Source organism: Desulfovibrio piger (genome assembly GCF_012843875.1).
Taxonomy (GTDB): domain Bacteria; phylum Desulfobacterota; class Desulfovibrionia; order Desulfovibrionales; family Desulfovibrionaceae; genus Desulfovibrio.
On record NZ_JABAFY010000010.1, the window covers coordinates 42,836 to 62,926 of the forward strand.

Below are 20,091 nucleotides of genomic sequence, written 5' to 3' on the forward strand. Positions count from 1 at the left end.
AGAAGCCTGAACGCATCTTTACCCTTACGGAGACATCAATGAAGATCAAAGCTATCCTGACCATGCTCATCATGCTGGGAGGCGCCTGTATGTATGCCCTGCCCGACACCGCCGATGCGGCCCGTCTGGGCGGGGGGCGTTCCTTCGGCAGCCGTCCTTCCATGTCTCAGCCCGCCCAGGCCCCCAGCGCCATGCAGCGCCAGTCCACGCAGCAGCGCCAGCAGGCGGCCCAGGCCCAGCAGCCCCAGCGCAAGGGCTTCCTCGGCGGTATGGGTGGCCTGCTCGGCGGCCTTCTGGCCGGTTCGCTCATCGGCTCCCTGCTCTTCGGCGGCGGCTTCTCCGGTGGCGGCATCATGGACATCCTGCTGCTCGGCATCCTGCTCTTCGTGGGCCTGAAGCTTTTTGCCCGCGCCCGCAGCAAGGCCCAGCCCGCGCCCGCCGGTGCCGGCAACGCTCCCATGGGCGGCATGGAGCCCCCCCTGCAGCGTAACGACACCGCGGCTTCCGGCTGGGACACCCTGAGCGGCCAGAACAATGCCTACAACAGCCAGCCCGAAGTGGTCATCCCCATGCCCGCCGACTTCGATGCCGAAGAATTCCTGCGCGGCGCCAAGATGGCCTACAACCGCCTCCAGGCTGCCTGGGACAGCCGTGATCTCAACGATATCGCCCAGTTCGCCAGCCCGGCCGTCATGGACGCCGTGCGTCAGCAGCTGGCCGAAGAGGCCGAACCCAGCAAGACCGAGATCCTGCTGGTCAACGCCCAGCTCCTGAGCGTGGTCAATGAAGACAAGGAACAGCGCGCCCAGGTCTACTTCGATGTCCTCATGCGCGAACGTCCCGATCAGCCTACGCCTTCCAACGTGCGCGAGATCTGGCATTTCGTCCGTGAGCTCGACGGTGGCACCTGGAAGCTGGACGGCATCCAGCAAGTAGCGTAATATACGCAAAGAAGAACTATTACTAAATAATCGGGGCCGGAAGTTCTTCCGGCCTTTTTTATCCCCCGCCCGGCGGGGCAAGGAGTCCACATGGAATGTTATGTCCGCAAGCACGACAAGCTCGTGCGTCATCTTGATATGTGCATCGAAGAAGTCAGCCGCGAATATGCCCGCGTGACCATGCCCATCACCGAGAACCACAAGAACGGCATGGGCGTGGCCCACGGCGGCGCCATCTTCTCCCTGGCCGACGTGGCCTTCGGCTGTGCGGCCAATGCCGGCAACGACCACGGTGTGGTCAGCCTGTCCACCACCATCGAGTACCTGCGCCCCGGCATGGTCAGCCCCCTCAAGGCCGAAGCCCGTCTGGTGCGCAACGGCGCCCATGTGCTCACCTACGACGTCAACGTCTATGACGGCAGCGGCGCCCATGTGGCCAAGTGTCTGGCCACCGGTTTCCAGACCAACGTGCCCCTGCCCCGCTAACGCGAGCGAAAAAGTCCTTTTTCCCTGCGCGTCCTTTACCGGCAGGGCGCTCTCCTTCCGGCAAGGCAACAAGCACACAAAAAGGGGACGGCATCATGCCGTCCCCTTTCTTTATGGTCATCTTAGGATTCAGTTCCCCTGCCGGGCCGCCGCCTCGTCGATCTCGTCCGGCACGGCCTGCGGCAGCCTGTCGGCGGGCCAGTCGGGCAGGCAGGCAAAACGTCGTCCATCCGGCAGGATGACCCGCATGGCATGCAGGTACATGGGCGTCCCTGCGGCACGTCCGCGGGCCCCGTATTTGACGTCCCCCTCGATGGGATGCCCCAGGGAGGAAAGCTGGGCCCGGATCTGGTGGGTGCGCCCGGTCAGCAGACGGACCAGCAGCAGACTGCGACGATCCTCCACCCGTACGGGCCGGACCAGCAGCAGGGCTTCCGTCTCCCCATTGCCCGGTGCGCCGGTCTGCCGGACATGCATCTGTTCCCGGCCGTTATCGGCCTCCTTGCGCAGCCAGTGCCGGAACAGGCGCACCCCCGTATGGGGCCAGCGCCCTTCCACCCAGGCCAGATATTCTTTTTTCATCCGCCGTTCACGCAGAGCCGTGGTCAGCTCGCGCAGGACGGAAAAACTGGCAGCCACCAGCAGGATGCCCGAAGTGTCCTTGTCCAGACGATGGACAGGCGTGGGCTTGAACGGGGCATCCCCTGCCCGGGCCGCCAGACGGCTGGACAGACTGTCCTCGTGGCCGGTGCCGGGATGCGTGGGCAGGCCCGCCGGCTTGCAGAAGACCCAGAGGTCCCCGTCCTTCTGCAATGGACGGGGGGCAGGGGGCAGGGCCTGTGTCCGCTGGCGCGGCTCATGCTCCTGCTCCGGGGAGGCCTGACCTCCCGTGGCCTTGCTCCGGCGGCTCATGCCCAGAGCAAAGGGAGGCAGGCGCACGCTGTCGCCCGCGGCCACAAGGCCGAACGGTTTTGCCCGGCCACCATTGATGCGGACCTGACCCGTGCGGATCCAGCGATGCAGCAGCGACGGCGGCAGATCCAGACGCCGTTGCAGGAATTGCAGCAGCTTCTGCCCGCCTTCGCGGGGATCCACGATGACTGTATTGGGGTCGGGCGCTTCACCCATCATATCGGCTCTCCTCCAGGGATACCACGCAATCCTTGCGTTTTTCTATCCAGGCCTTGATGGCATGGCCGGAAACCAGCCGGCTGCCGTGCTTTTCGTGGAGCATCCGGCGGTCGGCAAGGGCAAGGGCCTCCCGCAGGGAGGGTGCCTCCTCCGCACCGGAAAGGCCAAAGGACATGATGACCGGCACATTGCCGGAATGTTCGTTGTAATGCCGGAACACCGCCCTGATCTTTTCCAGGACCCGCGCGGCATCGCGCAGATTGCACCGGGGCAGCAGCACGGCGAACTCGCCACCGCCCAGCCGGGCTACGCAGTCCGTGGAACGCAGCGAGCTCCGCAGCAGACGGGCGGCCGTCTGCAACATGCTGTTGCCGGTGTCGTGTCCCAGATAGTCGTTGATCAGTTTCAGTCCGTTGACGTCGCAGCTGATGATGCTGACCACCTTGTCCGGCTGCATGTCCAGCCGGTCCAGCTCGTTATGGAAATAGACCAGGCTGTGGACGTCCGTCAGGGGATCGTATTCGATCATCTCCGCCAGCCGGTCGCGCTCTCCCTGGGTGGTGGTGATGTCCGTATGCAGGCCAATGAGGCGCGTGGCGCGACCGTGGGCGTTGCGCCGCAGGACGCGGGCCCGGCTCAGTATCCAGCAATAGGTGCCGTCTGCCTTGCGCATGCGGAAAGAATGTTCGTAACTGTCACCGTAACGGGGCGACATGATGATGTCCATCTGCCGTTTCAGGATCGCCGGACGCTCATCGGGATGCAACTTGTCCCGCCAGCTTTCGAAGGTGTTGCCGAACGTGCTCCTGTCATAGCCCAGCATGGCGGTATAGCGGGGACTGTAGTAGATGGTGTTGGTCTCCATGTTCCAGTCCCACAGGCCGTCACCGCTGCCGAACAGGGCCATGAGGGAGATCTCGCAGCTTTTGCTGGAAAGGGCCTCCTGAGGTTCTTCCCCGCCCCGCTGCACGAGGTTCCCTGTCACATAGACGGGCTGCCCGGAATCGTCATGGCCCACAAGGGTGCCGGAAACCAGAAAATTTTTACGGCTGCCGTCCGGCAGATGCAGCAGCACGCGCTCCACGAAGCTGCCGTCATGGTCACGGGCGTTCAGGAGCCGGGAAAAGCGGCTGGAAAAAAAGCGTGCGGCATCGGCCCCCAGCATGTCCCGGATGGTCTGACGGGGCAGACGCAGGCCGACGCTGTCGGGAAGGCGGAGCAGCCGGGCACAGTTCCTGTCCAGCGTATATTCCTCCCGGGCGCAATCATAGACCCACCGGCCTTCCGCGCCGGTCTCATGCAACCAGCCCCTGCCGTCCAGCCTGGTCAGGGCCCCGACCAGCAGGCGGGGCGTGCCGCAGGAAAAACGCTCCAGCACGATGGCCCGGCAGCAGATGATGTCCTCGCCCACGGTCTGCAGGATCTCCATGGCACTGTCGAAGGAAGAGCGGCGCAGGCTACCGAAGAGCTGCCGGACACTTTCCTGCCGGTCTTCGGCAAGGCCGTCACAGAAGGCCCCGCATTCGCCCCGGTAACCATTCCCCGCCCCGCCTTGCAGCAGGTTGGCGGCCTCCGGGCTCAGGACGATGCGGTCACTGTGGACGTCCCACTGCCAAAGGGGGTCTGCGGCACCCATGACATGGGATTCATACCAGTCAGCCGGTAAAGGTACATCACTCATAGGGTCATCCCGGGTATCATACATGATTTCCTATCAAAAGCGCATGAAGGGAGCAAGCCTTTCCCTCCCGGCATTCCGCGTGTATGACAGGGGGCAGCGGGAGCGCCCGTACCTTCCATGACACCGGACGACGCTCCCTCACAGGAGGTCCCCATGCGCTGCTGCGTACTGCAACATCTGGCTTTTGAAGATCTTGGGACATTCGCGCCCGTACTCCTTGAAACAGGCTGGACCATACAGGCCTGCCATGTGGCGGATGGCCTCCCGGATGCACGGGACTGGCGCGATGCCGACCTGTGCATCGTCCTGGGCGGGCCCATGGGCGTCCACGACGGGGCGGCCTATCCCTTCCTTTCCCGTGAACTGGAGCTCGTCCGCAGCCGCCTGGGCGAAGGACGGCCCCTGCTGGGCATCTGCCTGGGCGCCCAGCTCATGGCACAGGCCCTGGGCGCGGCGGTCTATGCGGGCAAGGCCAAGGAGATCGGCTGGGGCGGCCTGCAGCTGACGGAAGCCGGCGCAGCCTCGCCCCTGGCAGCCCTGCGCGGGGCCCCCGTGCTGCACTGGCACGGCGATACCTTCGACCTGCCGCCCGCCGCCACCCTGCTGGCCTCCACGGACATCACGCCCCATCAGGCGTTTCAGGCAGGGGCAGGCCAGCTGGCCCTGCAATTCCATGCCGAGGCCGACGCCGCCCGCATGGAGCACTGGCTCATGGGCCATGCCTGCGAACTGGCCGCCGCCGGTCTGGACGTGGCGGCCATCCGTCAGGATGCCCGCGACCTGGGTAGCCGTGCCGCGGCCGCCGGACAAGATTTCTTCCGCCGCTGGCTGACCGGCGTCTTCACCGCCTGAGCCCGCCCCGACGCATCCCCACAGACAAGGAACATCGCATGAAAGCCGAGATCATTTCCGTGGGCACCGAGCTTTTGCTCGGCCACACCATCAATACGGACGCCGCCCATGTGGCCCGCGCCCTCTCCTCCCTGGGCATCGACCTGCACCATGCCTGCGTGGTGGGCGACAACGCCGCCCGCCTGGAAGAATGCCTGCGAGCCGCCCTGCAGCGCAGCGACCTGGTCATCACCACCGGCGGCCTGGGCCCCACCAACGACGACCTCACCAAGGAGACCGTGGCCCGCGTCCTGGGCCTGCCGCTGGAAGAAGATGCGGACAGCCTGCGCAGGCTGCGGGAATACTTCGGTGACCGGCCCGTGGGCGAGAACCAGTACAAGCAGGCCTGGTTGCCGCGCGGCAGCCACGCCTTTGCCAACAGCGTGGGCACGGCCCCGGGCTGCGCCGCGCCTGCGGAAGGCGGCAAGCTGGTCATCCTGCTGCCCGGCCCGCCGTCCGAGCTCCTGCCCATGCTGCATGACGAGGTCGTGCCCTGGCTTGCCCGCAAGACCGGGGCCTGCATCCACTCCAGCATGGTGCGCACCTTTGCCCTGGGCGAAGGGGATGCCGAGCTGCGGCTGCGCGACATGACCGGTGCCGCCAACCCCACAGTGGCCACCTACGCCACCGATGGCGAGATGTTCGTGCGCATCACGGCCAAGGCCGCCACCGCCGAAGAGGCCGCACGGCTGGTGGCCCCCGTGCGGGATGCCGTCTGCCGCCGTCTGGGCGAACACGTCTACGGCGTGGACGTGGAAAATCTGGAAAGCGTCGTCGTGCCCCTGCTGCTGCAACGCGGCGAGACCCTGACCACGGCCGAATCCTGCACGGGCGGCCTGCTGGCCAAGCGCATCACCGACGTGGCCGGTGCCTCGTCGGTCTTCCATCAGGGGGTCGTGACCTATGCCAACGAAGCCAAGACCCGGCTGCTGGGCGTTCCCGAAGAGCTGCTGGCCAGCGTGGGGGCCGTCAGCCCCGAAGTGGCCCGCTGCATGGCCGAACAGGCCTGCACCCGCTACGGCAGCACCTGGGGCGTGGGCATCTCCGGCATCGCGGGCCCCGGCGGCGCCACGGCCACCAAGCCCGTGGGCCTGGTCTACATCGCCCTCAGCAACGGCCGGCAGACCTGGCTGCGCGTCATGCGCCCCCACGGCCGCTACATGGGCCGGGCCTGGACCCGCCAGCGCGCCGCCAGCCACGCCCTGGACATGCTGCGCCGCGCCATGCTCGGCCTGCCTGTGGAGATGGAGGCGTAGCAGACTGCTCAAAGCCGGGAAGGAGCGTCCTTCCCCGGAACATCCTGCACAGCGCCCCATCCCGGTGTGAAGACCGGCAGCTTGCCCGCATGGCAGACAGCCGTGCTCCGGTACGTCGAACACGCTGCCGTCTCCCTTTCTTCCCTGAAACGATACCGCCCCGTTTATTGGCACGAGCTGATGGACGGGGCGGTATGTCATGACCGGGCTTTTCCGTCAAGCCGGTATCCCGGCCTGTCGCAGCCCGGGACTAGTGTTCCAGGAACTCCACCACCTTCTGGCGGAATTCCTTGTAATAGGGCTTTTCCATCATCATGGCATGGGCAGCGCCGGGCATGATCTCCAGCTTGGAGCCGGAAGGCAGCTTGCTCATGGCGGCCCGCATGCTGTCGAGGTTCAGGTACGGGTCCTTGTCACCGCCGATGACCAGGGTGGGCACCCGGATGGCGGCGGGGTCGATGAGAGGCGTCTCCGCGGAGACCAGCAGGTCGCGGCGGCCGCCGTTGGGGCTGGAGTCCTTGTCATAGCGCCAGCAGTTGGACTGGAACACGGCCACCACCTGTGGGTCCACGATGGTGTAGTCGATGGCGCCGTCCTTGGTGGTCTGGAAGTCGCCCGCCGCATGCAGCCAGGTATTGTGGTTGAAGGGCACCTTCACTTCGGCGGCACCCAGGCCCACCATGATGGGCGCATACAGCACCAACTTCTTCACCATCTCGGGATGACGGGCCACGAAGCGGCTGCTGGTGACGGTGCCCCAGCTCCAGCCCAGCACATCCAGCTTCTTCTGGCCGGAGACCTTGAGGATCTCGGCCGCGGCGGCCGCAGCATCCTCGGCGGCATAGTCGGAATTGGGCATGAAGCCGTCTTCCACTTCCTGGGATTCACCATAACCGGCCACGTCGAAGGTCCAGACAGCGAAGCCGCGCGCGGCAAGGTAGCGGGCCAGGCTGTAGTCGGCATAGTTCACGTCGAACTCATGCGAGGAATAGGTCAGGCCGTGCACCAGCAGGATCTGGCGCTGGGGCTGCGTCCCGGCCACGGCCAGACGCTGCAGATGCAGGGCGACGCCGTTGCGCTCCAGCGGGAAGGTCTGGATCTGATATTCCGTGGCGGCATCAGCACGGGCCTGGACCGTGGCGACCTGAAGGGAAAAAAGCAGCACCTGCAGCATCAGCAGGCAGGACAGAAGTGAACGGATCATGGTTCCCCCCGTGTCCGCTCCCCGGATCATCCCCGCAGGAGCGGCCTTGGATGAAATGTGAAAGATGTGAGCTTTTGCGGCTGAAACCCCTTTGCAGTCGCAAAAAAATTTTATAGCATGGTTTAATATTTATAAACAACGGCGTATTCAGTTTAATGCAAAGACGCCGGGAGGCACGCGGCTGCGGCCTCTTTTCCGGGAGGGAACATGCTGGATTTCTTGAACACGGTTTCTGGGTATGTCTGGGGATGGCCATTGATGATCCTTCTGGTCGGCACGGGCCTGTGGCTGACCTTTTCCCTGCGAGCCCTGCAGTTCAGTCATCTGATCCACGCATTCACCCTCATCGTCCGCAAGACCCCCGACAGGAAGGCCCAGGGCGACATCTCCAACTTCGAGGCCCTGATGGTGGCCCTTTCCGCCACCGTGGGCACCGGCAATATCGCCGGTGTGGCCACGGCCATCTACATCGGCGGCCCCGGTGCGCTGTTCTGGATGTGGATGACCGGCCTTGTGGGCATGGCCACCAAATACGCCGAGGCCGTGCTGGCCGTGAAATACCGCGTGCAGAACGAGAACGGCACCTTCAGCGGCGGCCCCATGTACTACATCTCGCGCGGGCTGGGCTGGAAATGGCTGGCCACGCTCTTCGCCTTCTTCGCGGCCATCGCCACCTTCGGCATCGGCAGCATGGTGCAGTCCAATTCCGTGGCTGACGCCCTCAACCACAGCTTTTCCATCGCTCCCGGCATCACCGGCATCGTGCTCATGGGCCTGACCGCCGCCGTCATCATCGGCGGTGTGCGCAGCATCGGCCGCGTGACCGCCCTGCTGGTGCCCGTCATGATCGCCCTCTATGTGCTGGGCGCTCTGGCGGTGATCCTCATGCACATCACCGAGATCCCCGGCGTCCTGGCCATGGTCGTGTCCAGCGCCTTCCAGCCTGTGGCGGCCACCGGCGGCTTTGCCGGCGCCACGGTGATGATGGCCATCCGTCTGGGCGTGGCCCGCGGCCTGTTCTCCAACGAATCCGGCCTAGGTTCCGCTCCCATCGCCGCCGCGGCCGCCCGCACCAGCCAGCCCGTGGTGCAGGCCCTCATCTCCATGACCCAGACCTTCATCGACACCCTGGTGGTCTGTTCCATGACCGGCCTGGTCATCCTTGTCACCGGCGTCTGGACTTCCGGCAAGAACGGCGCCCCCCTCACCTCCTATGCTTTCGAGACGGGCCTGCCCGGCGAACTGGGCGGCCTTATCGTGACCATCGGCATCATCCTCTTCGCCTACTCCACCATCCTCGGCTGGAGCTACTACGGCGAAAAGGCCATCGAATACCTGCTGGGCAGCAAGGCCATCATCCCCTACCGCTGGGCCTTCATCATCTCCGTCGGCCTGGGCGCGTCCATGAAGCTGGATCTGGTCTGGACCCTGTCCGACATCTTCAATGCCCTCATGGCCTTCCCCAACCTTATAGGCCTCATCATGCTGACCCCGGTGGTCAAGGCCGAGACCCTGGCCTACCTGCGTTCCCTCAAGAAGGAACCGGCCTCCGAAGGATAGCCCCCGAAGCAGGGGATCCCCCCTCCTCCTGCCTGCTCCATCACGCAGCGGCATCCGTCATATCCTGCCGCTGTCCGCCTTCCGAACGGAAAGCCCCTGCCCTGCGGGGGCTTTCTTCCGTCCTGTGCCCTGCAAAATCTCCCGGACGTCGCGGCAGACCGAAGACCGGACGTCTGCCGCGCTGCCTGCGCCCTCAGTCCCGGCAGCCTTTTTTCGTCCCGAGTGCCTGGCCCCTGTTGCCGCGAACAGACTTGCCTGCTGACCTCCGCCTGTCCGTCACGGTCGTTGCCGGGGGCCGGAGGTACAGCACATGTCCTGTACCTCCGCTTACCTGCCCCTGCTTTTCGGAGGCCGTCCCAACGTGTAAAGACGCTTCCCGGCTCTGCACCTCTCCCTTGTCCTTCTGCGTTCAGGCCCGCGTCGCCTGCGCTCCGTGCCCCTCTCCGGGATGCCGGAGCAGGCATCAGAAAAAAAGCGGCTTTCCCCGCCGCTATGGGGAGATTTCCCCATGTAAGCTCTTCCTCCTGAGAGCCATTCCTGTCCGCATGCGGGTGTGGCAGCTGTTTTTTGTGAAGAAAATAACGAATAAAAGCAGTCACCTGTACCGCATCTTCCGGCCGCAGGCCGCTGATGGAGCCAATTTCAGGATTCTCCTGATACCGGCCGCCCCGCCGTACGCGTAGGGTAAGGCCATCAAAAGGAATGCATGTGGGGCACCGCCCCACCAGACAGTAAAGGGGGATCACATGGCGCGCAACGCACTTGCAACGACGGCCCGTGCCGTCAAAGCCACTGCCGGGCAGTGGCTCGTTCTGTTTTTCCTGACCTTCGTCCTGGCCTGTCCGGCCATCAGCATGGCTGCCGATGCCGCCGCTACGGCTCCTGCCGCCCAGACGAACGTCGTCACCGTGGCCGATGCCCAGGATACGGCCGTGACGCCTTCGCCGGTGGCCGCCACCACGGGCGACGTGCAGACCGCCCAGGTCGTGGACAACCATCCGTGGTGGTTCTGGCCTGTGGCGCTGCTTTTCTTCTGCTTCATCCTCGGCATCATCGCCGTTATGGCCGGTGTGGGCGGCGGCGTGCTCTTCGTGCCGCTGGTCTCGGGCTTCTTCCCCTTCCATCTGGACTTCGTCCGCGGCGCGGGCCTGCTGGTGGCCCTGGCCGGTGCCCTGGCTGCCGGTCCCGGTCTGCTGCGCCGTAACTTCGCCAACCTGCGTCTGGCCCTGCCCGTGGCCCTCATCGCCTCGGCCTGCTCCATCGTGGGCGCCATGCTGGGCCTGGCCCTGCCCACCGACATCATCCAGACCTGCCTTGGCGTGACCATCCTGGGCATCGCCGTACTGCTCTTCTTCTCCAAGAACTCCGTGCGTCCCGTGGTCAACAAGCAGGACGCCGTGGGCCTGGCCCTGGGCATGAACGGTGTGTTCCTCGAGCCCAGCACCGGTGAAGTGGTGGACTGGAAGACCCACCGCACCCTGGCCGGTCTGCTGCTGTTCATCGTCATCGGCATCATGGCCGGTATGTTCGGCCTGGGCGCCGGCTGGGCCAACGTGCCCGTGCTAAACCTGCTCATGGGCGTGCCGCTGAAGGTCAGCGTGGGTACCTCCAAGTTCCTGCTCTCCATCACCGATACTTCCGCCGCCTGGGTCTACCTGAACCAGGGCTGCGTGATCCCGCTGATGGCCATCCCGTCCATCGTGGGCCTGATGCTCGGTTCCGTGGTGGGTGTGCGCCTGCTGGCCAAGGCCAAGCCCAAGTTCATCCGTATCATGGTCATCGCCGTGCTGTTTTTCTCTGGCGCCAAGGCGCTGCTGAAGGGCCTGGGCTGGTAAGCTGCCGGGCATGAAGGAGACAGAAAAATGAACAAGAATGACATCCAGGCTTCGCCCGCGCAATTGCGCTATGCCGATACTCTGTTCTATGGTTCCCTCATCGGTTTCGTGATCATGCTCATCACCTACGTCCTGTACGTGACGGGCATCCTCACCCCGCAGATCCCCCTGGACGACCTGCCGCGCCTGTGGACCGGCAGCGCCGCCGATTACCGTGCCGCCGGCAGCATCCCGCAGGGCTGGGGCTGGCTGGCCCTCATCGGCAAGGGCGACATCTGCAACTTTGTGGGCATCATCATCCTGGCGGGCCTGACCATCGTCTGCTTCGCCCAGCTGGCGCTTTCCCTGGCGCGTCGCAAGCAGTGGCTGCTGTGCGTCATCGCCATCCTCGAAGTGCTGGTGCTGGTGCTGGCCGCCTCCGGCATCCTGGTGGGCGGCGGGCATTAGGCCGACGGAGCACAGGCCGCGCCGTTCCTGCGCGGGAGGTCGCATGTTTTCTGCAATCAAAGCGTATTTCGGGCATCTGCTGGAAGTGCCGGACGCCGTATCACCAGCGCGTTACCGCTCACTGCGGCGCATCATGACCATCCTGATGGTCACGGTGTCGGTGACGCCGCTGCTGATCCTCACCGGCATCAACCATGTCCAGTACATGAGCACCCTGGAACGGGAGATGGAGAACCCGCTCTACGCCATGGTGCGCAAATCGCAGGCCTCGCTGGAGCTTTTCCTCGGCGAGCGGGCCTCCACCGTCAGTCTGATCGCCCATGCCTACAGCTTTGACGACCTGACCAACGAGCAGACCCTCAACCGCGTCTTCCTGGCGCTCAAGAGCGAGTTCCAGGGCTTCGTGGACATGGGCCTGGTGGATGTGAACGGGCGGCAGGTGGCCTATGTGGGCCCCTACAAGCTCAAGGACGCCGACTACGCCGGACAGCCCTGGCTCAGCGAGGCCCAGGTCAAGGGCCGCTACATCAGCGACGTCTTCCTGGGGCTGCGCGGCTTCCCGCACATGGTCATCGCCGTGCACCGCATGGAAGAGAGCGGCCGGGAATGGACCCTGCGCGTGACCATCGACACCTCCCGGCTGGAACGCCTGGTGGCGGCCGTGGGCCTGATGCAGGATACCGACGCTTTCCTCTGTGACAGCCGGGGCGTGCTCCAGACCAACTCCCGTTTCTACGGCAAGGTGCTGGACAAGCTGCCCCTGACCCTGCCGCCCCAGTCCTTCGAGACCACGGTGCGGCCCTGGAAGGACGACAGCGGCCAGGATCTCATGGTGGCCTATACCAGCCTAGCGGGCACGGACTTCATGCTCCTGGCCGTCAAGCCCACCCTGGACATCTACAAACCCTGGACGGCCCTGCGCAGCGAACTGCTGCTGGTCTTCTGCGGCGGTATCGCCATCATCGTGCTGGTCTCGCACCTGCTGATGAAGCATCTGGTGGGACGCCTGCAGGCCAGCGACGAACGCCGCGTGGCGGTCTTCGCCCAGATGGAACACAACCAGAAGCTCTCCTCCATCGGCCGGCTGGCAGCCGGGGTGGCCCACGAGGTCAACAACCCCCTGGCCGTCATCAATGAAAAGGCGGGCCTTGGTCTCGACCTGTTGCACATGAGCGGCAACTTCGAGCGCAAGGACAGGCTCATCAGCCTGCTGGAGGCCATCGAGAGCACCGTGGAACGTGCCCGCGGCATCACCCACCGTCTGCTGGGCTTTGCCCGGCGCATGGAGGCCAACCGCCAGGAACTGAGCGTGCCCGAAGTGCTGACCGAGACCATGGGCTTTCTGGAACGCGGCGCCAAGAACCGCGGCGTGACCATCGGCACGGACTTTGCCGAAGGCCTGCCGGACATCGTGTCCGACCGCGGCCAGCTGCAGCAGGTCTTCCTCAACATCATGGGCAATGCCCTGGATGCGGTGCCTGACGGCGGCAAGGTGGACATCGCCTGCAGCCGGATGGCCGACGGCGGGCTGCTGGTGCGCGTCACCGACAACGGCAAGGGGATGAGCCCGGAAGTGATCAAGCACATCTTCGAGCCCTTCTATTCCACCAAGAAGGAGAAGGGCAACGGTCTGGGCATGTTTATCACCTACGGTATCGTGCGCCGCCTCGGCGGCGAGATCACTGTGGACAGCACCGAAGGCAAGGGCACGACGGTCAGCATCACGCTGCCGCTTACACCGCCGGAACGTCCTGTGGAGGCTTGAGATGGCGCTGCGTGTATTGTTGGCCGATGACGAGAAGGAATTCGTGGAGACCCTGGCCGAGCGTCTGGATCTGCGCGGTATCGAAGTACGGGTGGCCCTGGACGGCAAGGCGGCCCTGACCACCCTGGACGAGATGGCGGCCGCGGAGGCCCTGCCCGACGTGATGGTGGTGGATCTGCTCATGCCCGGCATGACCGGGGACGCCGTCCTCCAGCAGGTGCGCCGGAAGTACCCCGGCCTGCCGGTCATCGTGCTCACGGGGCATGACTCCGTGGACGATTCCGGCGACAGCCCCGTGGCCAGTGCCTTCGCCTGCCTGACCAAGCCGCTGAGCCTGGGCATGTTCCTGGAAACGCTGGAAGCCGCGGCCCGTTCCGGCGGCACCGGCAGCGACAAGGCCAGGGGGGCGTAGCATGACCGATTCGCAATGCATGGGACGTCTGCTGGCCTCGGCCACGCACGACATGCGCAACGTGCTGGCCGTGATCCGCGAATCCGCCGGACTGGCGCAGGACATGGTGCAGCTGGCCGCCGGGGCCGACAAGCCCGCCGACCCGCGCGTCATCAAGGCCCTGAAGGAAGCCCAGCAGCAGATCCTGCGGGGCGCGGCCCTGGCCGAGTGCATGGAGTACCTGGCCCAGGTCAGCCACAGCGAGAACGAGAACGCGCCCTGCGACCTGGCGCGTGTGGCCGGCACCTTCTGCCTCATGGCGGCCCGCCGGGCCCGCGCCGTGCAGATGATGCTGGAATCTGCCGACAGCGAAGAACCCGTATGGTCCGCCGTGCCCGCCCTGGCGGTGCTGCGTGCCCTGCTGGACATCTTCGACCTGTGCGCCTCCGTGGGCGGGCAGGTGAAGCTCCGCTTTTCCGCCGGTCGCCAGAACAAGGTGGAAGGCATCATCATCGAAGTTTGCGACGGCGCCAATCGCGACATGGCCCTGGCGGCCCTGACGGGCAGCCCCCTGCTCAACGCCCGGCCCCGGCCCGGCTGGCAGGCCCTGCTGATGCCCTGGCGCGATCCGGCACAGCGCTTTTTCCTCTCCATTTCCGCCTGCGGGAGTGAAGACTAGAACGACATTTTTCCCGGCATCACCGGGTGAAGGAGAATGGCATGAGCAAGGAAGAGATCAAGATTCTGCTGGTAGACGACGAAAAACAGTTTGTGGACACGCTTGCCGAGCGCCTTGCCATGCGCGGTTTTTCAGCGCGCGTGGCCTATGACGGCCCGCAGGCCCTCAAAGCCGTTGAAGAGCCCACCGACGTCATCGTCCTGGACCTGCGCATGCCCGGCATGGACGGTTTCGAAGTGCTGCGCAGCGTCAAGAAGAGCAACCCCCAGGTGCAGGTCATCATCCTGACCGGTCACGGCGGTGATGCCGAAGAACAGACGGCCTACCGCATGGGCGCCTACAACTTCCTCAAGAAACCCATGGACATCGACGAGCTGCTGAACAGCATCCGCATGGCCTACCGCGACAAGGTGGAGAACGCCATGGTGGCCGTCAGCCTGGCCGAAGGCGGCGATTTCGACGCCGCCCAGGATGTCCTCAACGAAAAAGACCTCCTGGCCGAGCACAAGCTTTAGGCCGCCATTGCCCCTGTCCGGCGGCAGCACCGCCGGACAGGAAAGATCCCGCACGCTCCGGGCGTGCATCATGTTGACGCATTGTCGCAAGGGGGAAAGACGTCATGCGTGTACTCATCGTCGACGACGAACAGGCCTTTGCCGAACCGCTGGCACAGCGCCTGGAGCTGCGCGGTATCGAGGCTGCCGTGGCCGGCGATGCGGAAACGGCCCTGGGCATGCTCTCCCGGCAGGAATGGGATCTGGTCTTCCTGGATGTCTGCCTGCCGGGCATGGACGGCGTCTCCCTGCTCAAGCTCCTGCAGGAACATGAACCGCGTCCCGATGTGGTCATGCTCTCCGGCGCCACGGAGATGAGCCAGGCGGTCAAGGCCATGCGGCGCGGCGCGCTCAACTGGCTTGCCAAGCCCGTCTCGCTGGATGCGGTGCTGGAAGAATGCCGCAAGGCCCGGGAGCGGGCCGAATCCCGGCGCCAGGCCCGGCGTCTGGCCGAAGAGGCCCGCCTGCGCAGTCTGGGCCGCATCGCTGAAGGCGTGGCCCACGAAGTCAACAACCCCCTGAACATCATCGTCCAGGCCGCGGGCCTCATGGGCGACAGCCTGGACACCCCCGAGGCCGAGGCCCTGCCCGACATCGAGGACCTGCGCGAGTCCCTCAAGGCCATCGTGACCCAGAGCATGCGCGTGCGCGAGATCACCCGCAAGCTGCTCATGGCCGGTGTGGGCCTGGACCCCCGCAGCGCGCCCATGGACGTGCAGGCCGTGGTCTCCCGTGTCCTGACCCTGCTGCAGGGCCGTATGGACAGCCTCAAGGTGACCTGCCGACTGCACTTCCCGCCGGAATGGGGCGAGGACGCGCCCCGTCCCCTGGGCTCCGCGCTGGAGCTGGAACAGATCTGCCTGCATCTGGTGGAGAACGCCCTGGACGCCATGCCCGAGGGCGGCACGCTGGACATCGGCGCCCGGCTGCTGCCCGCCGATGACGACGGCACCACCTGGTACGAGCTTTCGGTGGCCGACAGCGGTACCGGTATCGCTGACGACATCATGCCCCATATCTTCGAGCCCTTCTTCACCACCCACCGTCAGGCGGGCCGGGCCGCAGGCCTGGGCCTTTCCGTGGCCACGGGCCTTGCTCACGGTCGCGGCGGCCAGATCACGGCGGCCAACCGTCCCGAAGGCGGGGCCCTGTTCCGCCTGCTGCTGCCCCTGCCCGTCAGCGAGAGCCGGAGCGAGGGCAACGAGTGAGTGCCTCCCGCACCGCATTTTTCCCCAAGGCCCCCTCTCCGGGCCACGGCCGCTCCGGCGGCCCCAGCGATCAGCCACACCTACACAGTCCCTGCAGGCCCTTCGGACCGGCAGGGACTGTTTTTTTACGACTGCCCGGCACGGCTTTCTGCCGCCCTGACGGCATCCTGAAAAAACGCCTGTCATCCCGCTGTGTTGTCTGCCCGCATCCGGTCGATTCCGGCAAATGCGCCCGCGGGGCATTTTTTTCTTTTCAAACGGCCTCAAGGATGCTACACAAGCGCAGCGTGTGGCGCTCACCCCGCTTTGAGGGGCCTTTTTCCATCCCGTTTCTCCGTGCGCCATGCCCGCCGCCCCGTGCGGCCCCATTTCCGCAACAACGGCCCGTCATGGCCGAAGGGAGACCCATGTCCTCATTACCCTGCATCGTTCTGGTGGGACGCCCCAACGTGGGCAAGTCCACTCTGTTCAACCGCCTGATCCGCAGCAACCGCGCCATCACCCATGACCGTCCCGGCGTGACCCGCGACCGCATGGAAGGTGTGGTCCGCCGCAAGGGCCATCCTGATTTCGGCATCGTGGATACCGGCGGCATCACCCTGGATGCCCATGCCATGGTCACCGAAGGCCCCGAAGGCATCCGCGGCTTCGAGTCCGACATCCTGCGCCAGGCCGAGGCGGCCATGAAGGACGCCTGTGCCGTGGCCTTCGTGGTGGACGGCCGTGACGGCCTGCTGCCCCTGGACGAATATCTGGCGGCCCACATCCGCCGCATGGGCCTGCCCACCCTTTGCGTGGTCAACAAGGTGGACGGCCTGGAAAAGGAAGACGAGCTGCTGGCCGAGTTCCACAGCCTGGGCTTCCCCCTGCTGCCGGTCTCGGCCGAGCACGGGCACAACATCCGCGCCCTCACCGAAGAACTGGCCGACCTGCTGCCCGATGATTACGAGGCCGAACACGAGCCCCCGGCCCTGCGCCTGGCCATGCTGGGCCGCCCCAATGCGGGCAAGTCCTCCATGATCAACGCCCTGGCCGGTGAGGAACGCATGATCGTCTCCGACGTGGCCGGCACCACCCGCGACAGCGTGGACGTGCGCTTTGAGCGCGACGGCCAGGATTACGTCTTTGTGGATACCGCCGGGGTGCGCCGCCGTACCAAGATCACGGACATCGTGGAAAAGTACTCTGTCAACGCGGCCCTCAAGTCCACCACCAAGGCCGACGTGACCCTGCTGACCCTGGACGCCACCGAAGGCGTGAGCCAGCAGGACAAGCGCCTCATGGATCTGCTGGATACCCGCAAGATCCCCTTCATGGTGCTGGTCAACAAGTGTGACCTGGTGCCCGCCGGTCAGCTCAAGCAACTGCTGCAGAACGTGAGCGAGATGCTGGCCTTCTGCAAGCATGTGCCCATCCTCACGGTCTCGGCCCTCAAGGGCACGGGCCTGAACAAGATCCTGCCCATGGCCCGCAAGATCCATGAGGAATGCGCCATCCGCGTGCCCACCGGCCAGCTCAACCGGGCCATGGAAGAAGTGCTGACCCGCCACCAGCCCCCGGTGGTCAAGCGCGTGCGCGCCAAGTTCTTCTATCTGACCCAGGCCGAGTCCCAGCCGCCGACCTTCGTCTTTTTCGTCAGTGACGCCGACCGCGTGCCGGAAAGCTATGCCCGCTATCTGGAACGCGCCCTGCGCCGCATCTTCGGCATCACGCATGCGCCCATGCGCCTGCACCTGCGTTCCAGCCACAAGAAATCACAGTAGATATGTGGCCGTGCGGGGGAGATGGATTTGTGTGTCCATCCGGCAAACCGCATTGACAGGAATCAGATAAAGATGCAATAGAAAGGGCTTATACTGCCGCAAGGTAGACGTCGCTTTGCTGTTGTGCGACGCCCGGCAGTGCATGGAGTCTCTCAAGGAGGGAGAAAATGAAAAAGTGCATGACCTGGCTCATGGCCGCGCTGTGCAGCGTTGCCGTTGCGGCTCCTGCCATGGCCGCCGACACCATCAAAATCGGCGTGCAGGGCGCCCATTCCGGCGACCTGGCCTCGTACGGCGTCCCCAGCCTCAATGCCGCCAAGATCGTCATTGAAGAAGCCAACGCCAAGGGCGGCGTGCTGGGCAAGAACATCGAACTGGTGTCTCAGGACGACCAGTGTAAGCCCGAACTGGCCACCAACGCCGCGACCAAGCTGATCTCCGACAAGGTCGTGGCCATCATGGGCCCCATCTGCTCCGGCGCCACCAACGCCTCCCTGCCCATGTATGAAAGCGCCAACATCATCAGCATCTCCCCCACGGCCACCACGCCTGCCCTGACCCTGGAAGGCAAGCACCCCCTGTTCCTGCGCACCGTGGCCAACGACAATGCCCAGGCCCAGCTGACCAGCAGCTACATCATCGAAGTGCTGAAGGCCAAGAAGGTCGCCTACCTGCATGACAACGGCGAATACGGCAAGGGCTTTGCCCAGCAGAACCGCGGCATCCTCGAAAAGGCCGGCGTCGAGACCGTCCTGTTCGAAGCCGTGACCCCCGACGCCGTGGACTTCTCCGCCGTGGTGCGCAAGCTGCGTCGCGCCAAGGCCGACGTCCTGATCTTCGGCGGCTACCAGAACACCGCCTCCAAGCTGGTGCAGCAGATGCGCCGCGACCGCGTCAAGACCCCCCTCATCGGTCCTGACGGCGTGAAGGACGAGACCTTCCTCAAGATGACCGGCAAGGACAGCGAAGGCGTCATGGCCTCCTATCCCAAGGATACCAGTACCCTGGCCATGTACAAGCACGCCCGCGAAGCCCACGTCAAGCAGTTCGGCAGCGAGCCCGGCTTCGGTTACTACAACGCCTATGCCGCCACCCAGGCCCTCATCAAGGCCATCGAAGTGGCCGGCAGCACCGAGACCGACAAGATCATGGCCGCTCTGAAGAGCACCGAAGTGGACACCCCTCTGGGCAAGATGTCCTTCAACAAGGCCGGTGACGCCACCGGTCTGGGCCTGTCCGTCTACGTGGTGAAGGACGGCAAGTTCGTCGAAAGCGACCACAGCCTCACTCTGCATTAATAGGATACTATGGCGCACGGGCGCGGAGGCATGGCCTCCGCGCCCTCTTGCCCGCTGCGCCCGGGTAAACCGCAGCCCCTGTAACGGCATGGACTTCCAGTACTTTATCGAACTTTTCTTCGGCGGCCTCACACGCGGCAGCATCTATGCCCTCATCGCCCTGGGCTATACGCTGGTGTACGGCATCATCGAACTGATCAACTTCGCACACGGCGAAATCTACATGCTGGGCGCCTTCACGGCCCTGCTGGTAGCCGGTGTGCTGGGCATCGTCGGTTTCCCCGCCGGAGGCATCCTCATCGTTGCGGCCCTCGCGGCCGTGGTCTGGAGCGCGGCCTACGGCTATACTCTGGAAAAGGTGGCCTACAAACCCCTGCGCGGCGCCCCGCGTCTGTCGCCCCTCATTTCGGCCATCGGCATGTCCATCTTCCTACAGAACTATGTGCTGCTGGCGCAGACCTCTGACTATGTCCCCTTCCCCCGCCTGCTGCCGGAGATGGAGTTTCTGGATTACCTGGGCAACATCATGGGCCCCAGTGATTTCCTGATCCTCGTCACCAGCACGCTGGCCATGGTCTCCCTGAGCCTGTTCATCCGCTATACCCGCATGGGCAAGGCCATGCGCGCCACCGCGCAAAACCGCAAGATGGCCCTGCTGCTGGGCATCAATGCCGACCGCATCATCTCGCTCACCTTCATCGTCGGCTCGGCCCTGGCGGCCCTGGGCGGCGTGCTCATCGCCTCCCACATGGGACAGGTCAACTTCGGCATCGGCTTCCTGGCCGGCCTTAAGGCCTTCACGGCCGCGGTGCTCGGCGGCATCGGTTCCATCCCCGGTGCCATGGTGGGCGGCCTTGTGCTGGGTATCGCCGAGAGCATGACCACCGGCTACCTGTCGGGCAACTATGAGGATGCCCTGGCCTTTGCCCTGCTCATCCTCATCCTCATCTTCCGTCCCGACGGCATCCTCGGCAAAGCGAAAGTGCAGAAGGTGTAGCCAA

The 20,091-nt window shown here is 65.0% G+C and carries 18 protein-coding genes; 15 read left to right on the forward strand and 3 right to left on the reverse strand.

The annotated features are described in order from the left end of the window. Nucleotides 1–38: 38 nt before the first annotated feature. Both HF854_RS04275 and HF854_RS04280 read left to right on the forward strand, forming a co-directional pair. Nucleotides 39–941 carry a Tim44 domain-containing protein gene (locus HF854_RS04275; protein WP_168935202.1) on the forward strand — a complete coding sequence of 301 codons (903 nt, stop codon included), beginning with the start codon at nt 39–41 and terminating at the stop codon, nt 939–941. Nucleotides 942–1,031: 90 nt separating this feature from the next. Beyond that, entirely contained in the window at nt 1,032–1,427 is a 396-nt protein-coding gene (locus tag HF854_RS04280; protein WP_168935203.1) for a PaaI family thioesterase, read from the forward strand. Between the two features lie 129 nt (nt 1,428–1,556). Here the strand turns inward: HF854_RS04280 and HF854_RS04285 are convergent, their stop codons facing one another. Both HF854_RS04285 and HF854_RS04290 read right to left on the reverse strand, forming a co-directional pair. Further along, nucleotides 1,557–2,558: an RluA family pseudouridine synthase gene (locus HF854_RS04285; RefSeq protein WP_168935204.1), complete on the reverse strand. Its 1,002-nt coding sequence runs from the start codon at nt 2,556–2,558 to the stop codon at nt 1,557–1,559. Next, nucleotides 2,548–4,239 carry a sensor domain-containing diguanylate cyclase gene (locus HF854_RS04290; RefSeq protein WP_168935205.1) on the reverse strand — a complete coding sequence of 564 codons (1,692 nt, stop codon included), beginning with the start codon at nt 4,237–4,239 and terminating at the stop codon, nt 2,548–2,550. Before HF854_RS04290 ends, HF854_RS04285 begins: the two co-directional genes overlap by 11 nt. A gap of 153 nt (nt 4,240–4,392) precedes the next feature. Here HF854_RS04290 and HF854_RS04295 point away from each other — a divergent pair, with 153 nt between their 5' ends. Together HF854_RS04295 and HF854_RS04300 are read left to right on the forward strand one after the other, a co-directional pair. Further along, complete coding sequence (locus HF854_RS04295) at nt 4,393–5,091, forward strand: glutamine amidotransferase (protein ID WP_168935206.1); 699 nt, start codon at nt 4,393–4,395, stop codon at nt 5,089–5,091. A 38-nt stretch (nt 5,092–5,129) separates the two neighbouring features. Then, nucleotides 5,130–6,386: a competence/damage-inducible protein A gene (locus tag HF854_RS04300; protein ID WP_168935207.1), complete on the forward strand. Its 1,257-nt coding sequence runs from the start codon at nt 5,130–5,132 to the stop codon at nt 6,384–6,386. A 250-nt stretch (nt 6,387–6,636) separates the two neighbouring features. Here the strand turns inward: HF854_RS04300 and HF854_RS04305 are convergent, their stop codons facing one another. Next, nucleotides 6,637–7,590, reverse strand: coding sequence for an alpha/beta fold hydrolase (locus tag HF854_RS04305; protein ID WP_240937656.1), 954 nt, complete (start codon nt 7,588–7,590; stop codon nt 6,637–6,639). A gap of 207 nt (nt 7,591–7,797) precedes the next feature. Between HF854_RS04305 and HF854_RS04310 the strand changes: the two genes are divergently transcribed. The 11 genes from HF854_RS04310 (at nt 7,798) to HF854_RS04360 (ending at nt 20,087) form a co-directional block, all read left to right on the forward strand. After that, complete coding sequence (locus tag HF854_RS04310) at nt 7,798–9,150, forward strand: alanine/glycine:cation symporter family protein (RefSeq protein ID WP_168935209.1); 1,353 nt, start codon at nt 7,798–7,800, stop codon at nt 9,148–9,150. Nucleotides 9,151–9,896: 746 nt separating this feature from the next. Next, on the forward strand, nt 9,897–10,985 hold the full coding sequence (locus HF854_RS04315) for a sulfite exporter TauE/SafE family protein (RefSeq protein ID WP_168935210.1): 1,089 nt from the start codon (nt 9,897–9,899) through the stop codon (nt 10,983–10,985). 27 nt (nt 10,986–11,012) lie between these two features. Continuing rightward, entirely contained in the window at nt 11,013–11,432 is a 420-nt protein-coding gene (locus HF854_RS04320) for a DUF1634 domain-containing protein (RefSeq protein ID WP_168935211.1), read from the forward strand. Nucleotides 11,433–11,475: 43 nt separating this feature from the next. Next, nucleotides 11,476–13,197: a sensor histidine kinase gene (locus tag HF854_RS04325; protein ID WP_168935212.1), complete on the forward strand. Its 1,722-nt coding sequence runs from the start codon at nt 11,476–11,478 to the stop codon at nt 13,195–13,197. A gap of 1 nt (nt 13,198) precedes the next feature. Further along, on the forward strand, nt 13,199–13,609 hold the full coding sequence (locus HF854_RS04330; protein ID WP_168935213.1) for a response regulator: 411 nt from the start codon (nt 13,199–13,201) through the stop codon (nt 13,607–13,609). A 1-nt stretch (nt 13,610) separates the two neighbouring features. Then, nucleotides 13,611–14,267 (forward strand): HAMP domain-containing histidine kinase, encoded by a 657-nt coding sequence (locus tag HF854_RS04335; RefSeq protein WP_168935214.1) that lies wholly within the window; start codon nt 13,611–13,613, stop codon nt 14,265–14,267. Nucleotides 14,268–14,308: 41 nt separating this feature from the next. Beyond that, nucleotides 14,309–14,782: a response regulator gene (locus tag HF854_RS04340; protein WP_006003526.1), complete on the forward strand. Its 474-nt coding sequence runs from the start codon at nt 14,309–14,311 to the stop codon at nt 14,780–14,782. A 104-nt stretch (nt 14,783–14,886) separates the two neighbouring features. Continuing rightward, nucleotides 14,887–16,029: a sensor histidine kinase gene (locus HF854_RS04345; RefSeq protein ID WP_168935215.1), complete on the forward strand. Its 1,143-nt coding sequence runs from the start codon at nt 14,887–14,889 to the stop codon at nt 16,027–16,029. A gap of 407 nt (nt 16,030–16,436) precedes the next feature. Next, entirely contained in the window at nt 16,437–17,792 is a 1,356-nt protein-coding gene (der, locus tag HF854_RS04350) for a ribosome biogenesis GTPase Der (protein WP_040368902.1), read from the forward strand. A 167-nt stretch (nt 17,793–17,959) separates the two neighbouring features. Next, nucleotides 17,960–19,090 (forward strand): branched-chain amino acid ABC transporter substrate-binding protein, encoded by a 1,131-nt coding sequence (locus tag HF854_RS04355; RefSeq protein ID WP_168935216.1) that lies wholly within the window; start codon nt 17,960–17,962, stop codon nt 19,088–19,090. 88 nt (nt 19,091–19,178) lie between these two features. Then, nucleotides 19,179–20,087 (forward strand): ABC transporter permease subunit, encoded by a 909-nt coding sequence (locus tag HF854_RS04360; protein ID WP_168935217.1) that lies wholly within the window; start codon nt 19,179–19,181, stop codon nt 20,085–20,087. The last annotated feature ends 4 nt before the right edge of the window (nt 20,088–20,091 follow it).